At 54.7% G+C, this 21,248-nt stretch carries 20 protein-coding genes; 15 read left to right on the top strand and 5 right to left on the bottom strand.

Going from position 1 to position 21,248, the window contains the following annotated elements:
• Nucleotides 1-3 precede the first annotated feature (3 nt).
• The 13 genes from G6M89_RS09240 (at nucleotide 4) to G6M89_RS09300 (ending at nucleotide 12,111) form a co-directional block, all read left to right on the top strand.
• A complete protein-coding gene (locus G6M89_RS09240; RefSeq protein ID WP_165161512.1) occupies nucleotides 4-1,146 on the top strand; it encodes a hypothetical protein in 1,143 nt (380 codons plus the stop codon).
• A 91-nt stretch (nucleotides 1,147-1,237) separates the two neighbouring features.
• The gene (locus tag G6M89_RS09245; protein WP_165161513.1) at nucleotides 1,238-2,044 is read left to right on the top strand and encodes a phage major capsid protein; all 807 of its coding nucleotides are present in this window, start codon (nucleotides 1,238-1,240) and stop codon (nucleotides 2,042-2,044) included.
• A 75-nt stretch (nucleotides 2,045-2,119) separates the two neighbouring features.
• Complete coding sequence (locus G6M89_RS09250; protein ID WP_165161514.1) at nucleotides 2,120-2,452, top strand: hypothetical protein; 333 nt, start codon at nucleotides 2,120-2,122, stop codon at nucleotides 2,450-2,452.
• A 36-nt stretch (nucleotides 2,453-2,488) separates the two neighbouring features.
• The gene (locus G6M89_RS09255; RefSeq protein WP_165161515.1) at nucleotides 2,489-2,701 is read left to right on the top strand and encodes a hypothetical protein; all 213 of its coding nucleotides are present in this window, start codon (nucleotides 2,489-2,491) and stop codon (nucleotides 2,699-2,701) included.
• 2 nt (nucleotides 2,702-2,703) lie between these two features.
• Nucleotides 2,704-3,030 carry an HK97-gp10 family putative phage morphogenesis protein gene (locus tag G6M89_RS09260; RefSeq protein ID WP_165161516.1) on the top strand — a complete coding sequence of 109 codons (327 nt, stop codon included), beginning with the start codon at nucleotides 2,704-2,706 and terminating at the stop codon, nucleotides 3,028-3,030.
• Nucleotides 3,027-3,422 (top strand): hypothetical protein, encoded by a 396-nt coding sequence (locus G6M89_RS09265; RefSeq protein WP_165161517.1) that lies wholly within the window; start codon nucleotides 3,027-3,029, stop codon nucleotides 3,420-3,422. The genes G6M89_RS09260 and G6M89_RS09265 overlap by 4 nt, the downstream gene beginning before the upstream one ends.
• Nucleotides 3,423-3,425: 3 nt before the next feature.
• Complete coding sequence (locus G6M89_RS09270) at nucleotides 3,426-3,917, top strand: hypothetical protein (protein ID WP_165161518.1); 492 nt, start codon at nucleotides 3,426-3,428, stop codon at nucleotides 3,915-3,917.
• Nucleotides 3,918-3,983: 66 nt separating this feature from the next.
• Nucleotides 3,984-5,183 (top strand): hypothetical protein, encoded by a 1,200-nt coding sequence (locus tag G6M89_RS09275; protein ID WP_165161519.1) that lies wholly within the window; start codon nucleotides 3,984-3,986, stop codon nucleotides 5,181-5,183.
• Nucleotides 5,184-5,311: 128 nt separating this feature from the next.
• Nucleotides 5,312-5,761, top strand: a complete 450-nt coding sequence (locus tag G6M89_RS09280) for a hypothetical protein (protein WP_165161520.1) — start codon at nucleotides 5,312-5,314, stop codon at nucleotides 5,759-5,761.
• Nucleotides 5,762-6,027: 266 nt separating this feature from the next.
• Nucleotides 6,028-9,090 carry a phage tail tape measure protein gene (locus G6M89_RS09285; RefSeq protein WP_165161521.1) on the top strand — a complete coding sequence of 1,021 codons (3,063 nt, stop codon included), beginning with the start codon at nucleotides 6,028-6,030 and terminating at the stop codon, nucleotides 9,088-9,090.
• Nucleotides 9,091-9,116: 26 nt separating this feature from the next.
• Nucleotides 9,117-9,575, top strand: a complete 459-nt coding sequence (locus G6M89_RS09290; RefSeq protein ID WP_165161522.1) for a hypothetical protein — start codon at nucleotides 9,117-9,119, stop codon at nucleotides 9,573-9,575.
• The gene (locus tag G6M89_RS09295) at nucleotides 9,572-11,746 is read left to right on the top strand and encodes a hypothetical protein (protein WP_165161523.1); all 2,175 of its coding nucleotides are present in this window, start codon (nucleotides 9,572-9,574) and stop codon (nucleotides 11,744-11,746) included. Before G6M89_RS09290 ends, G6M89_RS09295 begins: the two co-directional genes overlap by 4 nt.
• Before the next feature lie 32 nt (nucleotides 11,747-11,778).
• Entirely contained in the window at nucleotides 11,779-12,111 is a 333-nt protein-coding gene (locus G6M89_RS09300) for a DUF342 domain-containing protein (RefSeq protein ID WP_165161524.1), read from the top strand.
• A gap of 231 nt (nucleotides 12,112-12,342) precedes the next feature.
• On the opposite strand, the gene G6M89_RS09305 is transcribed toward G6M89_RS09300, so the two are convergent.
• A complete protein-coding gene (locus G6M89_RS09305) occupies nucleotides 12,343-12,936 on the bottom strand; it encodes a hypothetical protein (RefSeq protein WP_165161525.1) in 594 nt (197 codons plus the stop codon).
• Between the two features lie 419 nt (nucleotides 12,937-13,355).
• Here G6M89_RS09305 and G6M89_RS09310 point away from each other — a divergent pair, with 419 nt between their 5' ends.
• On the top strand, nucleotides 13,356-14,354 hold the full coding sequence (locus G6M89_RS09310) for a tyrosine-type recombinase/integrase (RefSeq protein ID WP_165161526.1): 999 nt from the start codon (nucleotides 13,356-13,358) through the stop codon (nucleotides 14,352-14,354).
• Nucleotides 14,355-14,368: 14 nt separating this feature from the next.
• On the opposite strand, the gene G6M89_RS09315 is transcribed toward G6M89_RS09310, so the two are convergent.
• From G6M89_RS09315 to G6M89_RS09330, 4 genes are all read right to left on the bottom strand, one after another.
• A complete protein-coding gene (locus G6M89_RS09315) occupies nucleotides 14,369-15,556 on the bottom strand; it encodes a tyrosine-type recombinase/integrase (RefSeq protein ID WP_343162635.1) in 1,188 nt (395 codons plus the stop codon).
• Between the two features lie 105 nt (nucleotides 15,557-15,661).
• Nucleotides 15,662-17,380, bottom strand: a complete 1,719-nt coding sequence (locus G6M89_RS09320) for a pentapeptide repeat-containing protein (RefSeq protein WP_165161528.1) — start codon at nucleotides 17,378-17,380, stop codon at nucleotides 15,662-15,664.
• Between the two features lie 393 nt (nucleotides 17,381-17,773).
• The gene (locus G6M89_RS09325; protein WP_165161529.1) at nucleotides 17,774-18,595 is read right to left on the bottom strand and encodes a hypothetical protein; all 822 of its coding nucleotides are present in this window, start codon (nucleotides 18,593-18,595) and stop codon (nucleotides 17,774-17,776) included.
• A gap of 219 nt (nucleotides 18,596-18,814) precedes the next feature.
• Nucleotides 18,815-20,293, bottom strand: coding sequence for a site-specific integrase (locus G6M89_RS09330; protein ID WP_206335512.1), 1,479 nt, complete (start codon nucleotides 20,291-20,293; stop codon nucleotides 18,815-18,817).
• Nucleotides 20,294-20,624: 331 nt separating this feature from the next.
• Between G6M89_RS09330 and G6M89_RS09335 the strand changes: the two genes are divergently transcribed.
• Nucleotides 20,625-21,119, top strand: coding sequence for a hypothetical protein (locus tag G6M89_RS09335; RefSeq protein WP_165161530.1), 495 nt, complete (start codon nucleotides 20,625-20,627; stop codon nucleotides 21,117-21,119).
• Nucleotides 21,120-21,248: the final 129 nt, after the last annotated feature.

Here is a 21,248-nt window from a genome sequence, read left to right on the forward strand (position 1 = left end):
CTTATGAGTACAGATACTTCTGAGGACACTGTCGAGCACACGGCTGGCTCCTCGAGTCCCACCGGTGTTGCCCGGTGTGAGTCTCTCGAGGGGCAGTCGGAGCCTTACACCGTGCACGGCGTCGCGATCGGCGCCAACGAGGTTACGCACGGTGCCAACGGGCCGAAGTTCTGGCCCGCTGAGGAGCTCCGTCGCGCCGTACAGTCGCTCGTCGGTGTCCCGCTAACCAAGAACCATGACGACGATCGCGTCGAATCCGTCGTCGGAGAAGTGATCGACGCAGGCTTCGAGCCTGGCGTTGGGATCGTCTTCGAGGCGGAAGTCGACGATGAGGATCTCGCCACCAAGATTTCTCGGGGACGACTCGAAGTCTCCGTTCACGCCCTCCACCGCGACGGTGGGCGCACCGGTGAGGGTGAGCTGATCGTAGAGGACGTCCAGTTCCTCGATCTCTCACTCGTTCCCCGTGGAGGCTCTCCGAGCAACTTCGTCGAGGCGGGTGAGTCGCCCAGTGAAGTACTGGCCTCACTCTCCACTGACGAGGTGGCCGAGATCCTCGAGGAATCCGGATCTGGTTCTGACACTGAACATGAATCCATGACTGACGACGACACTGACGAACCTGAAGAGGAAGCGCTCGAAGCCGACGAGCCTGAGTCTAATGCTGAAACTGAAGAGGCGGAAGTTGAGGCCGATGAGACGGAGGAAGCTGAAGTCGAATCCGATGAGACGGAAGCTGACGCCGATCTCGAGGAAGCTGAGCTTCGCGACGAAGTTCAGTCCCTCCGCGCCGAGAATCAGGAGCTCCGCAAGGAACTCCAGAGCGTCCGTCTCGAGTATGCTGAACAGCTCTCCGAAGGCAGTCCGTTCGAGGCTGCCGAGCTGGCTGAGAAGTTCTCGTTCGACGAGCTTCGCGAGAAGTTCGACGAAGCCGAGGCCTCACTCGTAACGAACGAGGAAACCTCCGAGGCCGAGGCGACTCCGGCACCCCAGACTGGGGACGCCGAGTCGGAGCTCTCCACTGGCGACGAGGACAACGAGTCCGAGATCGCTGAACTCGAGAGCAAGATCGAGAACTACGACGAGCTCGGCTGGGACGCTGCCAAGGCGGAAGCTGAGGCACGTCTCGAAGAGCTTCGAGCGTAGCTGAGTCGTCTTCTGCCCACCGCGAGCGAGGGTTGTCGCTCGCACCATTTTCCCGCTGTCACCCCGCTGACAGCTCCATTCCCTCCAAACAATGTCCGTTACTTCTAACGACGTTATCGATCAGGAAGCCGTTCGCGCTGAAGTTGAAGAGTACGCCGAGAAGAACCGTGTCTGGCGACAGGCCTTCCGCCAGATCGACAGCACCGACATCGACTCCAACACTGTCGAGATTCCTGTTCTCGACGAGGAGCGCGCTGCTGGTGTCGTCGACGAGGGTACTTCGTACCCGTCGGCTGGCGACGCCACTCGCAAGGTGGACGTCGAGCACAACAAGTACGGTGTCGAAGTCGAGCTCACCTACGAGGCGATCCAGGATGCACTCCTGGACGTCATCGCCCTCCACACGGAAGAGCGCGCCGAGGATCTGGCCGACGCCCTTGACGAGGCTGCCTACGCGGAAGTCGAAGGCAACCTCCAGGCCGACGTCATCGGCGACGCTGGTGGCGAGCTCGGCTACACGGACGTCATCGACGCGATGACGGCCCTCGAGGGTGAGTCGTTCGAGCCCGATCTTCTCATTGTCTCGCCCGAGAGCAAGGGAGATCTCATGAAGTCGGACGAGTTCACCCGAGCCTCCGAGCTCGGTGACGACATCGTCCGCGACGGTGCGTTCGGTGAAGTTGCCGGCGTCCCCGTCTTCGTCGACGACGGTGGCCACATCGGCGCTGGTGAGGCTGTCATGTTCGACAGTGGACGCTACGGCATCGAGTCGGAGCGTGAGGCCATGACGAGCCAAGAGTACGAAGAGGAGTCGGAGAACAAGCGCGTCGTCCAGGTTCGCACCCGAATGGGATGGAAGGCTGTCCGTCCCGAGGCCGGCGTCAAGATCGAGGGCTGAACTGGGTTCCACCCATCCCTCGCCCTGACTCTGCCCGTTCTCCGCTGACGAACTCCTCCCATTGCCCTCCAACATATGACACGGATCGCTCCTCACGACGTTGCTGAAGTTCTCGAGACGGAACTCGACGACTCGGCCCTGATGGCCTTCATTAGCGACGCGAATCGCGTCGTCAATCGTCGGTGTGAACCACACACTGACGATGATGAAGCACTGGCCGACGTCGAGACGTACGTTGCTGCCCACCTCGCTACTGCAAAGGAGCCCCGTGTCTCCGCCACCTCCCATGAGAGCGTCGGCGTTGAGCTCGACGCTGATGGAGATCGATACTGGCACCAGGCGGTGCTGATCGATCCGACGGGCCGACTTGATCGTCCCGAACGTGGGTACGGAGTCGCTACAACGTAACAACTGACACTCGAACCCCACCCTATGGCCCTCCAGATGGCGGATGACTCAGACAATCTCCCCGAGACTCCGGAGCCTCGCGACGATCAGATGGATTCGGAGCAGTACGAGCACCCGCCAGGCCTGATGCCGTCGTCGGAACACGAGTACGACTACGTCCAGGCCGAGGGGATGTTGACGATCTACGAGACGGGCAAGTTGGACGAGACTCATATCAAGTCTGACACCTACACCATCCTCCTCGACTGACTATGTCTGGAATCTCGATGCTCGGATTCGACGACGTGATGAATGCACTCGACTACGAGAGTTTTGGCTCTCGAGAATATCGCGTCGGAACGAACGTAGAGTACGCAATCTACGTAGAATTCGGCACTTCACGCAATCAAGCACAGCCCTTCCTTCGTCCCGCTGTCGAGCAGGCAGTCTCCGAGCTCGATCAGTATGCGGGTGACGCCGACAGTCCCGAAGAAGTTGTCGAGCGTCTCGCGCTGAAGATCGAGGAGTACGCGAAGGACAACGCTCCCGTCGATACTGGGAATCTACGCGGATCTATCGAGGCCCAACGAGTATCATGAACGTTCACGGACAGGTTTCCTCGGCGATCACCAGGGTTCACGAGAGCCTCGGACACGACTTCCACCTCATCAACTTCGAGTTCGACTCGGAGGGTGGGGGTGGCAACCCGTACGCTGACGGCGACTTCGTTCCGACTGCAGAGTCACCAGTCACCGTACAGGGACGACTCGAGAGTCGTGACGCTGACGACGTCAGTGATGAATCAGGAGCCGACGTCGAGGCCGAGGAGACGCTGTTCGTGCTTCCAGACACCAACGTCCAACTTGCCCAGGACGCCGACAGTGAGGCTCGATCGAGTGAGTTCGTCGATACGGAGACGGACACTCGCTATCGAGCCGTCGACGTAGAACACCAGGACGATCTCCTCGCGATCCACGTGGAGGAGCTCTAACTTATGCCAGAGACGATCCAGGATCCGAAGCTCGTAGTTCGCGATATCCTCCGAGACGAGTGGGACAACGACGCAGTTCCCACGGGGTTGGATGAGGAGGATATCCACACTGGTTGGTTCGAAGACGCCAGGGGGTTCCCCCAGGTGGCTGTCTCGAATCGGAACGAGGACGTTGCTACTGGCACTGATACTGGCTTCACTGCCATCGCCGGCGACGGTTCCGGTGGGATCCAGGATCGGAATGGCACTGTCCTCGTGACAGCGTTCGCAGGCAGTCGCGACGACTACGATCAGCGCGCCCTCGAACGCCTCCAAGCGGAGGATATGGGCGACGAGATCTCTCGCATTATTGGACGGAATCAGTCGCCTGGCGAGTACCTCGCGCTGGCTGTTGGCCCTCGTGAGGATCTCGTCGATGAAGAAGCGAATCCGACTGAATACGCCGTCCAGTTCCAGGTACGGTACCTCTGGAAAAAGGAACCACCTCGAGACTGAGCTGCTTGCTCGGATCGTATCGAGTTCTGACTGACAAGACACTTCCATACGACAACTGACACAATCATGACGAATCAGGCTACTAACGCTGACAGCGGGTTCCGCAACCACCGTGTCGAGTTCGTTCGAGAAGATGAGCCCGGCGTCACGCCGGACGATCCCGACTGGGAGCTCTTCTCGGATACGCTCGAGACTGCACTCCAGTGGGATGCGGACGCTCAGATCGAAGCACAGCGCGGACTCGGCGAGTACGAAGTCCAGAACCACTTTACTGGGGCGGAAGATCACACCGTCTCGATCGACTATCAGCTCCAGCGATTCTTCGTCGACGATGGTGGTGATCCCCTCGATCCCGCAGGGGACGCCATCATTCGCGGAGAGGATGGTGGTGTCAAGAACACCCACACCATCGTCGATCGAGCCGAGTACGACGGTGCTCGAACCTACGTCGTAGCTCGAGGTTGCTATCCGAACCTCGACGACGTCTCGGGTGATCCGGGGAGCGCACTCCCGATCGTCGTCTCGCTCGACTACGAGGCGAAGCGTGTCCGCCAGTTCAAGGCCGAGCAGCCGTCGGGTGAGCCTCTGACGATTCGCTCGACGAGCTCGGACGACACCTCGCAGACGATCGCACTCGAGTCCCAGGGTGCTTACGCAAGCGAGGAAGTCGAACTCGAGGGGACGTCGGACGTCACCACGGAAGAGGAGTTCTCCTCGCTTGACGCCTTCGAGCTCGACGAACCCACCGAGGGTGACGTCGTGATCGAGGACGCCGATGGTAACGAACTCGCCCGACTCCACGGCGCCGAGAGCTACGATGGTGCTCGAGGAGATCTCGGTGTCCCAGCTCTCGGTGACGGGAGCCACGGCGACGCTATCGCTGAACCGTACGAGCGCTTCCTCGACGACGAGATCACGAAGGGTGGCGCTCGACTGGCTGCTGAGGTTCGCTCGGCCTCGTTCAACGTCGACAACGACTACGAGAAGGAGCCTGTTATGGGTGGAACCGAGCAGGCTATCCACGTCGGTGAGCAGGACGCTGAGTTCTCGGCGACTGTTGCGGGCAACTTCGAGCAGCACGACGCTCTCGTCGATCACCTCCAGGCCAACGAGTTCGATCTCGTCTGGGAGTTCGACGGTGGCTCGATCACCTTCAAGGACGCTGTCCTTGTCGGGCCCGGCGAAGTCGGCCCCGAGGCTGGCGACGTCATCTCGACGATGGACAACTCCTTCGAACCGAAGGGAATCGAACTCGACGCCAACTAACGGCGTCTGATCGCCCGCTGACAGCGTTCTTTTCGACTGTCGCGCCTTCACACATAACCAACTTCGTGGAAACCTCCCAGTCCTCCCAAGACAGGGCGAGGTTCCAATTACAACGAGACTGACTTCCCATGACAGAAGACGACGAACTTTCGATCGCACAGCCCGATGACTTCTTCGTCACTCGAGACGATGATGACGAGCTTCAGCCCGTAACGCAGCCACTTCCTGGTGTTCAGGAACACATCCGTGTCGTCCCAATGACGATGGGCGACATCAACGAGTATGGTGGCTCTGATGAACGTCTGAACCCGAACCAGCTGTCCACTGAGGACATCGCCGAGATCATCAACGAACACTGGTACGATGCTCGGGAGAAGGACGACTTCGAAGTCACCCCCGAGATGGTGGAAGAAGACATGGTTGCGTTCGGTGCCGATCCCCTTCTCCGAGCGATCCTCGAGGCCTCGGGGTACTCCATGCAGAACGCACTGAACATGGAGAACCTGGAGATGCTCGAACAGATCGATGATCCGGGAAAGTTGGAGACGATGATGGAGTTAGCCGAGAGTCGGAGCTGAAGGAGAAAGCACTCTGGATCAAGCAGCTCCACGATAACGGCTACGAGTACATCGGCGATTCCTCGTTCTACAAGCTGACTCTTCCCGAAACTCGAGTTCTCCTCGAGGGTGTCAACGAGCAGAACCGGAGGAAGGCGAAGAACTCCGGCCAGACGAAGGGCAGTGGTGTCCACGAGCGGGCACCAGGTGAAGCTCGGAAGTCCGACGAAGAGTGGGTAGAGAGCCTCGCTCGCGAACAGAACTGACGCTTTTTCCCTGTATGACATATGGCATTCACACCAGACGGTAGTCAAGAATTAGCAATCGAGATCACGGCCTCAGACGAGGGTGCATCGAGTACCTTCGGCGACGTCGAGAGTTCGGCTCTCGATATGGAGAAGGCCGTGGCTGGAGCCGGAGGTGTGCTCGCTGGAGCGGGAGCTGCAGGACTCGCCTCGAGTGCGAGCTCAGCTGCCGACTTCGAGGAGGCCATGCAGGACGTCCAGAAGGTGACGGACGAACAGACGGCCGACGAGCTCGCTGACGACATTCAGGATCTCGCCGGCGAGGTTCGCCTCGGACACGACGAACTCGCAGAACTCGCCACCCAGGCTGGCCGAATGGGTGCTGAGGGATCCGACGAGATTGCCGAGTTCACTGAAGTGGCTGCCCAGATGGGAGCAGCGACGACGCTCTCATCGGACGAAGCCGGCCAGGCACTCGGGAAGCTCTCCTCTTCGCTCGACGAACCTCTGGACAACGTCGACGAACTCGCCGACTCCACGAACGAACTCTCGAACAACTTCCAGACGAACTCACAGGAGATCGTCGACTCCGCCCAACGTTCCGGACAGGCTATGGATACGCTTGGGATGGAGTCTGACTCGATCCTTGGCCTCTCAGCTGCCTTCAACGAAGTCTCTCCGACGAGTCGAGAGGCTGCCACCCGGATGGAGTCTGTTGGGGAGGCGATGATGGATCCCGACAACGTCGAGATGTTTGCCGATATGCTCGGCGTCTCCGCTGAGGAGTTCGAGGAGATGCGAGACGAGGCCCCCGAGGAGACGATGTTGGATCTCATGGAGGCTGTCGAGGGCAATCAGGACGCTGTTGACACTCTCAACGACGGGCTCACCGATACACAGGCGAGAGCATTCCGTGACACCGCAAGCTCGGCTGAGGAGATGGAAGAGGCGATGAACCTCTCCAACGAGGCCATGGAGGAAGGGGGCTCCGTTGCCGAGGAGAACGCCCAGGATACTGATACGTTCCAGGGCCAGATGGAGCTCCTCTCCGACGAGATCGAGAACCTGAAGATCTCCATTGGTGAGCAACTCCTCCCAGTTCTCACGGATCTGCTGGAGTACGTAGCCCCAGCGATCGAGGCCTTCCTCGACTTCAACGAGGAGCTCGACGGAATGCCGGCGCTCATTGCCCTCGTAGGGACGACTCTCGCTGGCCTTGGAGCAGTGGCCGTCACTGTTGGCCCGACGATTGTGGGGGCACTCTCACCGATTCTCGTACCTGTTGCAGCCATCGCAGCTGCAGTTGGTGCACTCTACTACGCCTGGAGCAACAACCTCGGAGGAATCCAGGAGGCGACGGAGTCACTCTGGGATACACTCGAACCGATTCTCCAGAGCGTCTACGATACGATGATGTTCGTCTTCGAGGAGTACACGATGCCACTCCTCGAGCGACTCCAGGACGCCTTCGAGGAACACCTCGAGGCGATAATGGAGGATCTGATCGAGACGCTCAGTGTCGTTCAGGATCGCGTCGAGACAGTTCTCAGTTGGGTTGAGTCCTTCTGGGATGATCATGGCGAGGAGATCATGGACATCGTCGAGGCGGTGTTCAGCTTCATCGAGCTGTACATCGGAACAGTGATGCACGCGATCTCGACGGTGATCAGAACGATCCTCGCACTCATCCGAGGTGACTTCGACGAAGCACTCGAGATCATCTGGGACTTCGTTGAGACGACGTTCTCGAACATCGTCGACTTCATTGCAGGGGACTTCTGGGAAGGCATCGTCTCGGCCTTCGAGATGGTGTTCGGGTTCATCACCAACATCTTCGAGTCCATCTACGAGTTCCTGATTGGAGGCTCGATCGTCCCGGACACCTTCAACGAGATCATCGACTTCCTCACCGACGATTTCTTCGAGGCCTACACTGACTTCCTCAACGACGTCTTCACCTTCATCTCCGACATCTTCACCGACATCTTCGACTTCCTGATCGGGGATGAGGCGATCGTTCGAGAGACGTTTGACGATGTTATCGAGTTCCTGACTGAAGACGTCTGGGAGGAATACACTGAGTTCCTCAACGACGTCTTCAGCTTCATCCACGAGACGTTCACTGACATCTTCGACTTCCTGATCGGAGACGAAGCGATCGTCCGTGAGACGTTCGACGACGTCATCGAGTACCTCACCGAGGACTTCTGGGAGGAATACACCGAGTTCCTCAACGACGTCTTCAGCTTCATCTCAGACACGTTGAACGACATTCAGGAGACTGTCGAAAATGTCGTCAGTGATATTGGCGACTGGCTCACTGACACTGGATCCGATCTGATCTGGGGTGGCTTCGACACGATCGCCGGTGACTCGCTCGATCGGATGGGAGAGTTCCTCTCCGATTTGGGTGACTTCTTCACTGGTTCGATCGACGAGATCACCGACTGGCTCGCGATCACTGGAGCCAGTGTCTTCGAGGGAGCGTTTGGATCCATCGCTGACGCCGTCGAAGGTGTCATCGACTCCCTCGTCGGCTACGTCGAGGATGCAATCGAGAGTCTCGCTGACTGGATCCTCGACTCGATCAACGACGCGATCGACGACGCCATTGACACGTTCAACAGTGCGATCCCCGATACGCTCGAGATCCCCGAGATCACTGTTGGTGGCGGAAGCGTCAACATTCCGAGTACGACGCTTACGGCACCTGATTGGGCCGGGGGGATGTCCACTACGATTGGTGGTGGATCGCTGAACATTCCGAGTGAGACTGTCGGAGGCCACTCCCTCGACATCCCACAGCTGGCCGAAGGTGGGATCATCGTCGAGGACACCCTCGCTCGAATCGGTGAGGAAGGCGACAACGAGGCCGTCGTTCCGCTCGACAAACTGAGCAACTTCATGGACACTGCCTTCGAGGCAGGCCAGCAGACGGCGACTGAGACGACTCACGATGCTTCCAGTGGATCCAACGACACCTCCGTCACGGCTCGACTGAAGATCGAGGGCGACGGTGATCTCGCCGAGATGATCCGGGAGAACGCTGAGCTCATCGTCGAGGAGAACGATCAGGCGAAGGCGAATCGACTCAGCCGGATGTAATCAACCTATCTTTTCCGTAACATAACATGACAGACACTTCCTGGACGGTTCATACTGACACGTCGGGCTCGATCGACGTCCCTGGAGCCGTTGGTGGATCCTATCCCTCGTTCGGTGTCGGGGACAGTATCTCGATCACCTTCCTGGCCGACGAGATCACTGACGCAGAGTTCGAGACACTCCACGAGTTCGTTCGATACGCGAACGATGGGACGTCGGAGACTGGCATTGATATTCGAGGCAAACCGTACTATCACGAGTCTACCCACCCTCAGTCGGACTTTACATCCCAACTTGTCCGCCTCGAACCTGGGGGTTCTCTAGAAGAGATCGACTCCTGGTGGTGTGTGATCGAGGGTGCAACCCTCACCACCAACACTGTCGGTGTCAATCGCCAGATCGAGCTGGATTGCTTCGTTCTTGCAGAGTACGACGACTACTCCGATCGGAAATACGTCGAATCTGAGTTCGAAGCAGGACTATGAGTGACTACATTTTGACACTCGGTGGCCCGATTGGTGAGGGAGACGAGTTTGTCCGATTCGACACACTCGACGTCACCGAGGGATCGTCGTCGATGGGCTCCTGGACGGCGTCACTTCCGTTCCGAGAGACGTTCGACGATCGGATCTTCGAGGATATCTGGATCTACTACGACGACGATCTCATCTTCCGTGGCGAGCTCGAGGAGTACGAGACGGACTACGATTCCGCCCAGACGACACTCCGTGGCCGTGGAGTGTTCGCTGAGTTGGATCGTCACGTTTCCTTCGCTGAATACACCAGTACCACTGTCTACGACGCACTCGTCGATTTCTGGGCCGACTTGGACTACGATGCTCTAATTCTCCCACCGAATCGTGAGATCTACGATGGAACATTCATCTCGGAGCGCGATCACCGGACTCTGTGGGCCTGGAACTCTGCTGCGACGATCAACACGGATGGTGTAACTCTCGAACGGAATCGACTCGTCTTCGAGGAGCCAGGGATCGTTCTCGACGACGATAGTGATGGTGATCAGCTCCAGACAATCGTCACCGACGAGCCGACTGATTGGTTCGCGATGCTCGTTGTCACTGACGAGCCAGTCTCCTGGCTTCGTGCTGGACTGAAGCAGATGGATATGCAACTCGAAAACGAGATCGTCGACGAGGAGTGGCAGACGATTGAACACGAACGGCCCCAGCGACACCATCTCTTCCACTTCGAGTTCGATTCCGACGAGTACACTCACTATCGTCCGATGCTCGAGAACGACGAGCCCATCGAAATTCCGAGAACAGAGGTGATGGCTCCCGATAAGGATGGGTTCGTCACGATCGATGAGGCCGAGATCGAGGGGACGACGTTCGAAGTACTACAGGAGCTCCACGATCTTGGATCCTACAACTTTGCGATCCGGGACTACGAACGGAAAGCCGTCGATGCATTCCCTGTTGGAACTGTCAACGTCGAACCCGACTGGCGGATCGTCTCGTCGACGCGCTCGAAGGATTTCACCGACTACGCGAATCGTGTCACTGTTACAGGTGCTCGACTTGACGATGGATCCTCGTACACTGCTACGTCCGAACACCAGGACGAGATCGAGCTCATGCAGGAGCGCGGTGTCGGTGACAACGGAGTGATCGAGAAGTACGAGAAGAGCACTGATCTCGAAACTGAGGCCGAAGTCGAAGATCGTGCCGATCGACTCCTCGAGGAGTCAGTCACCGAGCGAGACGAGTCTGGATCGCTCTCAATCGTCCCACAGATGGTGATGTCAGGTTACTCGTACAACGTGAGTGCCTGGGGAGACTCCTTCCCGTACGGTGCTCAGATCGGCCAGAACTCGCTCTATTTCGACGGCGAAGACGCCGGTGTCGAGTTCAGCTACGATGGGAACAAAACTGGTGGCCACTGGACGTTCGAGTACTTGATCCACCCTCAGGGCCTCGATGAGATGGGTGACGACGAGTACTATACGATACACGAGATTTCCGGTGAAGATCCGAGTTCTTGGATCCGCCTCTACGGTGATGGGAGTATTGAGCTCAATGGGGGGCAGATTAACGATTGGATTGATCGAAGTCCTCCAGGACTCGTCAACAACGACGACGGCCAACGATTGTCGATCATCTGGGGGCCCTCTGTCGACATCCAGCGAGTCCTCGTCGACGGCCAGGTGAAGTGGGAGACGACAGAAGTCACGAGCTCCATCATCGAACCGTACGATAATTACAACACTCACACTCTCGGAACTGATCCAGATCGAGAGAGCGTCTACAAGGGTGGACTCGACGACGTCCGTCTCTGGACGTCGAGTGAGTGTCCGCAGGATCACGACTGGATCCTCGAGCACGCCTACGACGATCTCGTCCAGACTGAGACGAACCTTGAGGAGTGCGACATCTACTACAGGCTCAACGACGACTCGGATCCAACGATCACAGAGAACTACGGCTCCGCTGAAGCACCGACAAGCGACGATGGTGGCTCTGCAGGAACGATCGACGGTGCTGAGTATCAGGATGCTGTTGGAGAACTCGACGAAGTCCAGTACTCACTGGGAAGTGGTGACACGATGTCTCTGGACTTCGACATCTCTGGCCGAATCGACACGGAGCTAATCCTCGCTCGAAAGGACGTCCGACGTAACAGACGGACGCTCTAATTGGCCTCACTTTTCTCTCACAGTCGCTATCAATGTCTGAGGCCTCAATCCCCATCGGATTCCTTGACACGATCCTCGCGCTCGTTGCTGGTGTTCTCTTCAGTCTCGTTGGTATCATCTATCGTCGACTTCGGAAGCGACTCGACGAGTTGGAAGAGAACGTTGCCGAACTCGAGTCCCAGTGCCTCCAGATCAAGAAGGACATGGACGTGGCACACTCCTGGATGTTCGGACGCGAGGAGGATCCGACGAACAGTGGAATCGCTGCTGAAATCGAAGAGATCAACGAACGTCTTGAACAGCTCGTTGACGCGCTCCACGACGAAGAGGATCTCGACTTCGAGCGCGACGATATCGACGACTGACGTCCCGACAGCTGATTCTTGATGCCCGATGACGCTCGGTGTGGGATCCGAGTCGAGGGAACAATCAGTCTCGTTCGAACCACCTCAGTCAAATTCGACTGGGGGATGTTGACACAGGTTGGTGGTATGTTATTTTCCGGCTCTCGAATTCGATCACTTACTGTCGCTATTCATGACAGAGATGATATTTTAACGGAAAATATCTTCTCTTCTCAGAAGCCATAAACACTATCACTTCGCTCCAAGGAGCACATCAATCCCATTATTCAGCGCGACTGCGCCAAGCTGGAGAGCTATTTGTGGTTGATATTCTCGAGCTGTACTAAGACACTTTTCGAGTCTTGACTTGTCTGGATCATCTGAGTCAAGTTCTTTCCCAAATTCCTCGACGGCCTCTCTTAATTTCTCCCTTTCCGAATTCGGTATCATTTGCTTCTCTACCATTTCGAGTGTGGAATCGATAGAGACAGACTGTTCAACCCGTTGATTTGCTTCGAAATTGATTGTGGTGAAACTTTCTGAAGTGGAGGGCTCTCGGAAGTCACTTGTGTCAAGATCTAATACATCTGCGATCTTTAGACAGTTCTGCTTCACTTTTTGTACATCTTGTGGGTGAGCACTTGCACCTGTCCAATTATGAAGTCCGACAGGTTCGACATTCTGTATTACTTCATTATCTGGATATTTGTCTTTGAAGTCCTGTAGTAATTCATTGAACTCTTCTACAAGTGTTGTCCCAACACTTTTTGCATCCCCTCGGTTTTGAGCCTCTTGGCACTCATCAAAAATGCGCTTCAAAGTTTTTGCAAGAAATTCATTATCCATACTCGTAAATGTATACTATCCCCACATATCTCTTTCTGGATCAACGTTTGTGTCTCGCGCGCGGACGGTGCAGTCGTCAGTGCAAAAAGCGACAACTGATCTCGGGGACTAAACTCATTTACCACAGATATCAATCACATTGATGTTCGAGAGGTAACTTTATCATTCTGGACTCTGTTCCATTACAGGAGATCGTGACACGGCGTAGTCTCCGACAAGATACTCGTTGGAATGGGAACTCACACACTCTGAGGGTTGCCAGCAGTCCTTGCGAGAGATCAACTGAGGACGGAGAAAACCCTCACTTGGGCGTGAGGAGGAAGTTAGTGGGTTGGGGCAGATAAGGGTCGAAGTACGTGGGATCTCTTCCCCCTCAGATCTGCGCGCGAGACGTCTTCTAACGGGCATCCGTGACAACAATGAGCACGGACAAAGACGATCTCGAACCACTCGATCCGAAGACAGCGCAAGAGCTGTTCCTCGATCACAAGGCGACGGGCTGCACAGAATCAACTGTCCGAAACCATCGGTACCGTACGAACCATTTCATCGAATGGTGCGAAGAAGAGGGCATCGATAACCTCAACGACCTCTCCGGTCGAGACATCCAGCAGTTTCGACTCTGGCGGAAAGGAGATGGAGAACTCAACAAGCTCACGCTCCGGATGCAAATGAGCACGCTCCGCGTGTTCCTCAAGTGGGCTGGATCTATCGAGGCTGTTCCTCAGGACCTCTACAACAAGGTAATGGTCCCTCGTGTCAGTCCTGCCGAGCGACGGAACGACGAGACCCTGGATGCAGACGATGCACAGAAAATCCTTCAGTACCTCTCGAAGTACGAGTACGCCTCGATTGAGCACACCTTGCTCGCGTTACTCTGGGAGACTGGCATGAGGATTGGAGCGGTAAATTCGCTCGATCTCCAAGATGTTGACTTCGATGAGGAGCGTATCCAACTTGTCCATAGACAAAGTGAGGGAACAACGCTGAAGAACGGTAAAGGAGGTGAGCGTCTGGTTGCAATGACGCCAGCGCTCACAGAACTGCTCCGTGAGCACGTCGATGCTAACCGCCACGACGTGACTGATGATTACGGTCGAGAGCCGCTCATCACAACGAGGCATGGACGGATGGCTCGAAGCACAATGCGTCGAATGATCAACCGGATCACAGCGCCGTGTTACCGCAACGAGTCCTGTCCCGATTGCGAAGAGGAGGTGAACGCAAAATGCCCAGAAGCGGTCAGTCCCCACGCCATTCGCCGTGGGAGCATCACTCACTTTCTCTCCGAAGACGTCCCAGTAGAGATTGTGAGCGATCGCATGAACGTGAGCCGTCGCATCCTTGGCGAACACTACGACAAGCGGTCAGAGGAGGTGAAATTAGAGCAACGTCGAGGCTACCTCGATAACATTTAACAACTGACTCGGCATCAATGACGTCGGAATCGCCTAGAGGAATGGTCCTCTAAGTACCGGCGTCGCTGTTCCATTTTCGTCTCTTTGCTTCGTTTATCGTAATGCACGTCGAGTACTTTTGCACTGACGTTCATCCGGCTGCTTACGACCTCTGTCGGAACATTTTGGGTAAGATGATATGTGATTGATCCCCTTCGGATCGCGTGAGGAGATACGGAGGACGGACAAAGACTCGCTGACTTCTTGTTATCATTCAACGCCTCACACGTATCGAGATCCCGTCCGTGAGGACACCGACCAGTGTAGACACATGGTCGCGTCCATCGGTAAACTATACTCCGAAGCGTGTTTTTGTGAGCACGACCGTGGACTGACGCCAACAGCGGCTCTCGGCCTTCGCCGTCTCGGGAATCCGGCCGCTGATGATAAATCCAGTCATCGAGAACTTCACACGTTTCGGGATCCAACGCGACAAGACGTTCCCCCTCTTGCTTGTTCTTCAACGGGGTAGATTCCCGGTGCCGAACTTCGAGATACCGGTCATCTGGATCATAATCTTCCACGTCTAACGCGTGAGCAGCTCCGACTCGCATCCCAGTCGTCCAGAGGAGCCGAATCAAGACGTGATCGAACGAGGCGTACTCAAATCGGTAAAGGTAGTCCAACAGTTCGTGGGCCACGTCTTTTGTGAGAATATCGTTACTCTGGTTGTCCCCACGGTTGAGCTTCGGCGACAATACCTTCTCGTGAAGACCTGAAGCAACAGCGTCGATCGATTCGCAGAACTTGATAAAGACGCGCAAAGTGTCCATCTGCGTCTTCACAGAAACAGCGTTCAGATTGCCTTCCTTTCGCCGCCAAATCTTGTACTCATGTAGTTGGCGTCCCGAGAGCGTGTTCAAGTTAGTTATCCCTTCTTCCTCACACCACCGGAGAAAGTGCCCAATTCGGTATTTGTGGGCTTGAAGTGTGTTTGGAGTGACCTCAGCACGTCTTTCATCAAGATAGATCTCAAACGCTTCCGCCGGATGGATTGACTCCAGTTCGGTCATAGAGATCATACCCGTAGTCGGGTATTCCTCCCACCTTCTCAGGCACAATAACTCTATCAGTGTCAGTGGGCAACTGTACGGTTTCTTCAATTGAATTTCCGTATGAAAACCGTGTCCAGTACAAGGGTAGGAGTTATCGGGGACACCCATCTATTAGTTAGAATTATGCCAAAATTTGGGTGCTGAATATGAAGTATTAGTCGCTCACGTCTGATATCGCTGCTTAGATTCCGTCAGCAGTGTATAAGATCCCGATCAAAATTGTTCGCGGTTACCAAGGATGTAGCCCAGAAGTACAATTGAGAGCGTGCCAAAGAACGTCTCGACCACCATTACGAATTGGACCCACGATTCGGACGGAATTCTAGGCGGTGCAACCGTAAACGCGAGAACGCTGTAGGAAATGTTCTCCGCGAGTGTGTCCTCAACGCTCGCAATCACGTATACCGCGGTCGAAACCAGAAATAGCACCGCCATCCAGCCCATGAGATATCGAACCTGTACCCCGTAGCCTGTAAATACCCGAGAAAAGAGTGAAAGTAGATGCCGGCGGTCGAACCACCCATTTGCTGCCTTCGATTCGAGACTACGGACCCGACGCTCTCGGACGTGCATGTTTCGAGCTCTGCCAACGAGACCGTGCTCGCTGAACACGGTTTTGAGTTGGTGGTAGGCCCGCGCTGTAGCGTCCCATGCTTCGGCGTCGAAATCGGACTCCTCGTTCAGTCTCTCACAGGTTGTCGCGCCGTTCACGGAGATATTAGCTACATTTGCTTCACGGAGGTCGATCTCCGTGAGATCAACGCCACCAAAATTCGCATCAGCGAACGCAATCCTCCGGCAGTCTGCTTTGTGTAAAATCGCATCACGGAACGTCACGTTGCCCCCACTGTTTGTTCGAAACGTAGAACTGTAAAACGCCACGTCACCCTCGCCATCGGTTTGAAACGCCGCATCGGAAAAAGCCACGTCGCCCTCGCCATCGGTTTGAAACGTCGCACCGGGGAACTTCACGTCGCCCTCTCCGTCGGCTCGAAACACCGTATTGCTGAACTCCACGTGACCCTTTCCATCTGTTCGAAACGTCGAATTTGGGAACAATACTTTCCCTTCGCCGTAGGCTCTAAAAGTTGCATTGAGGAAATCAACGCTGCCCTTGCCGTAAGTCCGAAACGTTACACCCTGGAACACCACGCTCCCCTTTCCATCTGTTCGAAACTTCGCATCGTCAAACAACAAGTCGCCTTCACCGACGGTCAAAAACGTCGCGCCTGGAAACAAAAGATCTCCCTCGCCGTCAGTTTGAAACGTCGCATCAGGAAACGTCACCTCACCTTGGTCGTCAGTTCGAAACGTTGCACCGGTGAACAGTACTCTGCCCTCGCTCCGGGTTTGAAACGTCACATCGGGGAACGCGACGTCGCCCTTGCCGTCGGCTTGAAACGTCGCATTGCGGAACGCCACGTCACCCTCGCCGGTGGTGATGAATTGTGTCCCAGCGAACGATATCGGGTGTCGTCCTTTCGTTACGAACGTTGTCGCTCTGAAGTTAAGGTTTTCGTTATTAGCCTGGAACCGTGCGTGATCGAATCTGAGGTCGTGATAATCGGTCGCCATAATCGTTTCAGCAGACAAATCGATGGTGCCGAACGTTGCCCCGACGAATTGACCTCGATGTTCTGGACGGTCGGACCATGGACCGTCACCAGCGTCTTGAATTGCATCCAATAGCACTTCAGACTCATCGATATCATCAGGCACGTTGGGCGGATCAGTGTGAAAGACACAGTACTGATTATCGTCGTTATCACTCTCGTCGTCTCGCTCAAGTGGTGGGTGCGGACACTGCCATTCCTCGATCCCAAGCCCACCTCGTGCTGGGACTTTGTCAAGGTGGAACGTGGACGACTCCGCCCCGTGCCAACTCTCCGGATCGGATTTGCTGGCGACATAGGCACAGGTCTGTGAACCCATAGTATATCCATCAGACCAGAGGTGATATAAACATCCACCTGTGGTGGGGATCAACGCACTAGGGGCACTGTATGTGCTGCAAACACGCCTGTATTCAGCACGACTTTTCAAAGAGACACGTTGACTGGGAAGAACCTCAGCGGTCAATAAACACATATAGCGTGCAGCAGATTCACGAGAAGACAGATCTATAAAAGAGAATTTCAAGAAGGTCACTCCACGATATTCCTGACGCTTCGGCAGCGATGCTTGAGTGAGTTAGCGCTGAACTGACTCAGCACCTGTATAAAAATACTCATTAATACGATCGATCCAATGGGAGGAAAGGCCACGTCGGTGGTTCAAATTGGAGTTTTTAAATATAGGTGTAACGGGTCGAGGAACGCAGCGCGATTATAGCCAGTCGTACCCTGCTGGTGTTGCGTAAAATACGTTCACGTCGGGAAAGTCGATGGAGATCTTCTGTATAACTGCCTCACCGATCTTCTGGTTGATTTTTGAAGACGGTAGATTATCGTGACTAGGTTGAAATCGCCGCAACGGATCATAGTTGGCAAACAGAACAAAGTGGGAATCGAGATCAGTGTATCCCACGGTTTCGCCATCACCATCTTCGATTCCACCAGACAGTCCTTGGAGTCGGTTTAGGTCTTTTCCGATGCCATTGAAATCAAGGTCGATAGTCTCAGCGATTTCATCGACGGTTGCTGACTGTAGGTCAACGTCATCGACGCGACGACGAAGTCCCATCCGCTCACGGAGGTACTTGAGTTCAAATGCGTGATCAATCATCTCAAAGCTTAGCGATTGTTTACCCTTACTCCAGACGACAGGACGATAGTTCCGTGGATCGCCTCCTCTGAGGACAGCGATATCAACTCGGTTCTTTTTATCGCTACCGAAGTCGGTCGTATACCAGAGCTCTGTGTGAACACGGGACAGGTGTGGTGTTGATCGCGCGTCAGCGACCTGGTCAACCTGTTCCTTGACCCGTTCATCGTAGTCAGATCTGTACGACGAACTCCTGCCAACTTGCATCCCCTCTGATCCGAAGGGTGAGGAGCGGGGCGTCAGCGGCGAGTCATCTGACTGCTTGACTTCTTCACGCAGCAAGTGGTACAATCGAGATTGCATATCTGACTCGGTAAAGAAGTCAACAGGGGAACGTTCGAATTCCGTTCCTAACTGCTCAACAGCAGGACGAATATCGACCATATGTCAGTATCGAAATTAAGGCGATATGAATCTTGGGTAATAATACGCGATCAAATCATAGTTGTGTGTTTGGAAGAAATCAATTTCCCATTCGGCTCTTCAGTCATCCACCTGTGATTGGGAGATACGTGGGTTATAGTAGCGCCTCGAAACAGTCTCTCTACGATATCAGATCGAGGACTCTTGAGTGAGTTACCAGTCAACTCATCCAGCAAAGGGTCACGCTGGGAGGAGTCCGAGAAGTGCGAAATTCACTGAAACCAGACACACGTATAGTGCGTATGCAGCCATACCCTTTGCTGCTCTACTCTGATTTGGCCACGGTGAGTCTTCCGATGGGGGAGCCAATGCTTCCAGTTCATGAGTGAGCCGACCAGGAATCCACTTGCCCACTGCAACACCCGCAAGGACTGGTATTACGGCCGGTTGCCAGACCGCGTTTGGCCCTTCGGAGAAGTCGGTAATTCCTAACTGGCCCTCATCCCTCTCACCTTCGGTGTCGCTATCGTTGGACGACCTGTCATGCGATGGGGTCTGTTCTTTTTCCGATTTAGCGATCAACTCATTCAGTGCAACAGGATCAATCATCCCGTCGTCATTCATGAGAGCAGCCAGCTCTGTTTCGCTCAATGTGGCGTCTGGGTCACCATATCCGTCGAACAATTTCTCGAACGTCTTCAGCCGTTGCTTTCGCTTTCTTTCTTCTTTTCGTAGATCGTAGTGTTTGTTGAGCACAGGAACAGAAACGTCAACTCGATCGGACAGCTGATCCTTGGGGACCCCACGGTCGATTTGATGCTCAATTGACCACCGGCGAAGTGGATGGGGACTGTGACTAGATGGGCACTTAGAGGCGTTGTAGCTCTTAGTCGCTTCACAGGAGTCGATGTCGCGGTCGTGAGGGCAAGAGTCAGCGTACGTGCACGGACGAGTGAGTTTGTACAGATCACGGCGAATCGTTTCGACCGATGGCCGACCGTATCTCGTTGTTAGCAACGGCTCTCGGCCAAACATGTCCGTAACGTCGTGTCGATCGGGGTTATTGAGGTATCGGCGAATCAATTCTGCCAACTCTTTGGAAATGTTAATTTCACGTTCGCCGTCCGTGCCGTTTTTAAGCGGTGTTCCCTTCTCGTCAGTGTAGTCGTTCTCTTGTCGGTCCTGGAATTCAATTACTTGCTCCTTCAGATCCACATCCTCCTCATCAATCGCCCGAAGGGCACCAACTCGGTTGCCGTTCTCTTTGATGATTGCGTACTCAACGTGACGACGCGACGCTGGCTCGTACGTTTCGAGGTACGCTACCGCTTGCTCAACTTCCTCATCTGTCGGCTTTTCATAACAGACGTCTTCGTCATCCGGGATCTTCGGGATTGGGACTTTATCGGGTACCTTAGATTTGACAGCCTCAATCTTTACACAAAAGACAAGGAATCGACGAAGGATACTGAGAAGTCCGTTAAGACTCACGGTATTGTTTTCAGTATTTTCCTTACACCAGTTCTTATACGATAACAGCTCCCTTCCGCCAATGGTGTTAAGATTCTCAATCCCCTCGTATTCACACCAAGTGATAAAGTGGTCTAATCCTCGTTGGATGGTGTCTATCGTATCGTAGCGAGCGTCATCCTCTCTATCTTTCAAATACTTGTCCTTTGCCTTTTGTGGAGTTATTGGTTCGAGACTATTCTCCGTCATTGAACTGAAACGGAATATGGGGCAGTTATTTAAAAAAGTAAGCCCCGTAACCAGTACTCACCCACAATAAGTGACTCAATGAGGAGGGTCGCACCGCTGTACGGGTCGTGAATCAACTGTTGCGCTTCAGATGGAGGTGATACTGGTTAGCGAGGCTTCTCTACAACTAGGATTTCGGAATCATTTGACTAGGGTTCGGTCGTGTTATTGCATTTCTGGACAAATGATTCGCCTTGATCGAGGCGTACTACTTCGCTGAAGAGCACTCAACCGCCAATCCTTGTCGATGGTCGTCGCAAAATATACACAACTCTGAATCGAAGGTTGATCCATGCCACCAAAAAATCGTAGGGAGGACAGCCATCAAGCCGAATCGAACCCTGGCACTCTCCCAGATCACGGGTTTGACGATGATCGGCTCGACGACCTGCGAACCATCCTTATGCCAGCTAAAACTCGAATATTACAACAAATCCTTGCCAGTCCAACTGGGGCGTTGAGTGCGGTTGAACTCGCAGCAAGGTCAACCACTACCGAAAGCACAATCCGTGATCATTTGCGAGATCTACAGGACCGGACCCCAGAGATCATCACAGATCTCAAAGCATCAGAAAGTCCTGTCCCGAACGGCATTCCTCGAAAGTACTTCGCAGTTACAGAATATGGGATTAGCTTGCTCAAACAGGTGAATTTGTACGACCAAATTGGTGTGCTCTACGACATGTATGAAGCAGCTGATCTTGAATTGCCAAATAGTGATGCTCGCCCAGTCACGCTCGCTGAGATTGAAACGTACGAGTACCGTCCAACGCCGAACTGGTTGTGAAGGTCTGGTGGTGTTTCGGAGAGTCACTCCATTAGATAGAAAATAAGAGAGACAGCCACAGATCATTCGAGGATTCTATAAGGCGTTCTACTCTTGTGAGTCCGGAGTTTTTGATGATTTCATGCGGGA

Origin of the sequence: Natronolimnobius sp. AArcel1, from assembly GCF_011043775.1 — an archaeon.
Classification (GTDB): domain Archaea; phylum Halobacteriota; class Halobacteria; order Halobacteriales; family Natrialbaceae; genus Natronolimnobius.

Bases quoted from the DNA above. Each gene is read 5' to 3' on its own strand.
- G6M89_RS09240 (WP_165161512.1), top strand. From the start codon at position 4: ATGAGTACAGATACTTCTGAGGACACTGTCGAGCACACGGCTGGCTCC.
- G6M89_RS09245 (WP_165161513.1), top strand. From the start codon at position 1,238: ATGTCCGTTACTTCTAACGACGTTATCGATCAGGAAGCCGTTCGCGCT.
- G6M89_RS09250 (WP_165161514.1), top strand. From the start codon at position 2,120: ATGACACGGATCGCTCCTCACGACGTTGCTGAAGTTCTCGAGACGGAA.
- G6M89_RS09255 (WP_165161515.1), top strand. From the start codon at position 2,489: ATGGCGGATGACTCAGACAATCTCCCCGAGACTCCGGAGCCTCGCGAC.
- G6M89_RS09260 (WP_165161516.1), top strand. From the start codon at position 2,704: ATGTCTGGAATCTCGATGCTCGGATTCGACGACGTGATGAATGCACTC.
- G6M89_RS09265 (WP_165161517.1), top strand. From the start codon at position 3,027: ATGAACGTTCACGGACAGGTTTCCTCGGCGATCACCAGGGTTCACGAG.
- G6M89_RS09270 (WP_165161518.1), top strand. From the start codon at position 3,426: ATGCCAGAGACGATCCAGGATCCGAAGCTCGTAGTTCGCGATATCCTC.
- G6M89_RS09275 (WP_165161519.1), top strand. From the start codon at position 3,984: ATGACGAATCAGGCTACTAACGCTGACAGCGGGTTCCGCAACCACCGT.
- G6M89_RS09280 (WP_165161520.1), top strand. From the start codon at position 5,312: ATGACAGAAGACGACGAACTTTCGATCGCACAGCCCGATGACTTCTTC.
- G6M89_RS09285 (WP_165161521.1), top strand. From the start codon at position 6,028: ATGGCATTCACACCAGACGGTAGTCAAGAATTAGCAATCGAGATCACG.
- G6M89_RS09290 (WP_165161522.1), top strand. From the start codon at position 9,117: ATGACAGACACTTCCTGGACGGTTCATACTGACACGTCGGGCTCGATC.
- G6M89_RS09295 (WP_165161523.1), top strand. From the start codon at position 9,572: ATGAGTGACTACATTTTGACACTCGGTGGCCCGATTGGTGAGGGAGAC.
- G6M89_RS09300 (WP_165161524.1), top strand. From the start codon at position 11,779: ATGTCTGAGGCCTCAATCCCCATCGGATTCCTTGACACGATCCTCGCG.
- G6M89_RS09305 (WP_165161525.1), bottom strand. From the start codon at position 12,936: ATGGATAATGAATTTCTTGCAAAAACTTTGAAGCGCATTTTTGATGAG.
- G6M89_RS09310 (WP_165161526.1), top strand. From the start codon at position 13,356: ATGAGCACGGACAAAGACGATCTCGAACCACTCGATCCGAAGACAGCG.
- G6M89_RS09315 (WP_343162635.1), bottom strand. From the start codon at position 15,556: ATGGGTGTCCCCGATAACTCCTACCCTTGTACTGGACACGGTTTTCAT.
- G6M89_RS09320 (WP_165161528.1), bottom strand. From the start codon at position 17,380: ATGGGTTCACAGACCTGTGCCTATGTCGCCAGCAAATCCGATCCGGAG.
- G6M89_RS09325 (WP_165161529.1), bottom strand. From the start codon at position 18,595: ATGGTCGATATTCGTCCTGCTGTTGAGCAGTTAGGAACGGAATTCGAA.
- G6M89_RS09330 (WP_206335512.1), bottom strand. From the start codon at position 20,293: ATGACGGAGAATAGTCTCGAACCAATAACTCCACAAAAGGCAAAGGAC.
- G6M89_RS09335 (WP_165161530.1), top strand. From the start codon at position 20,625: ATGCCACCAAAAAATCGTAGGGAGGACAGCCATCAAGCCGAATCGAAC.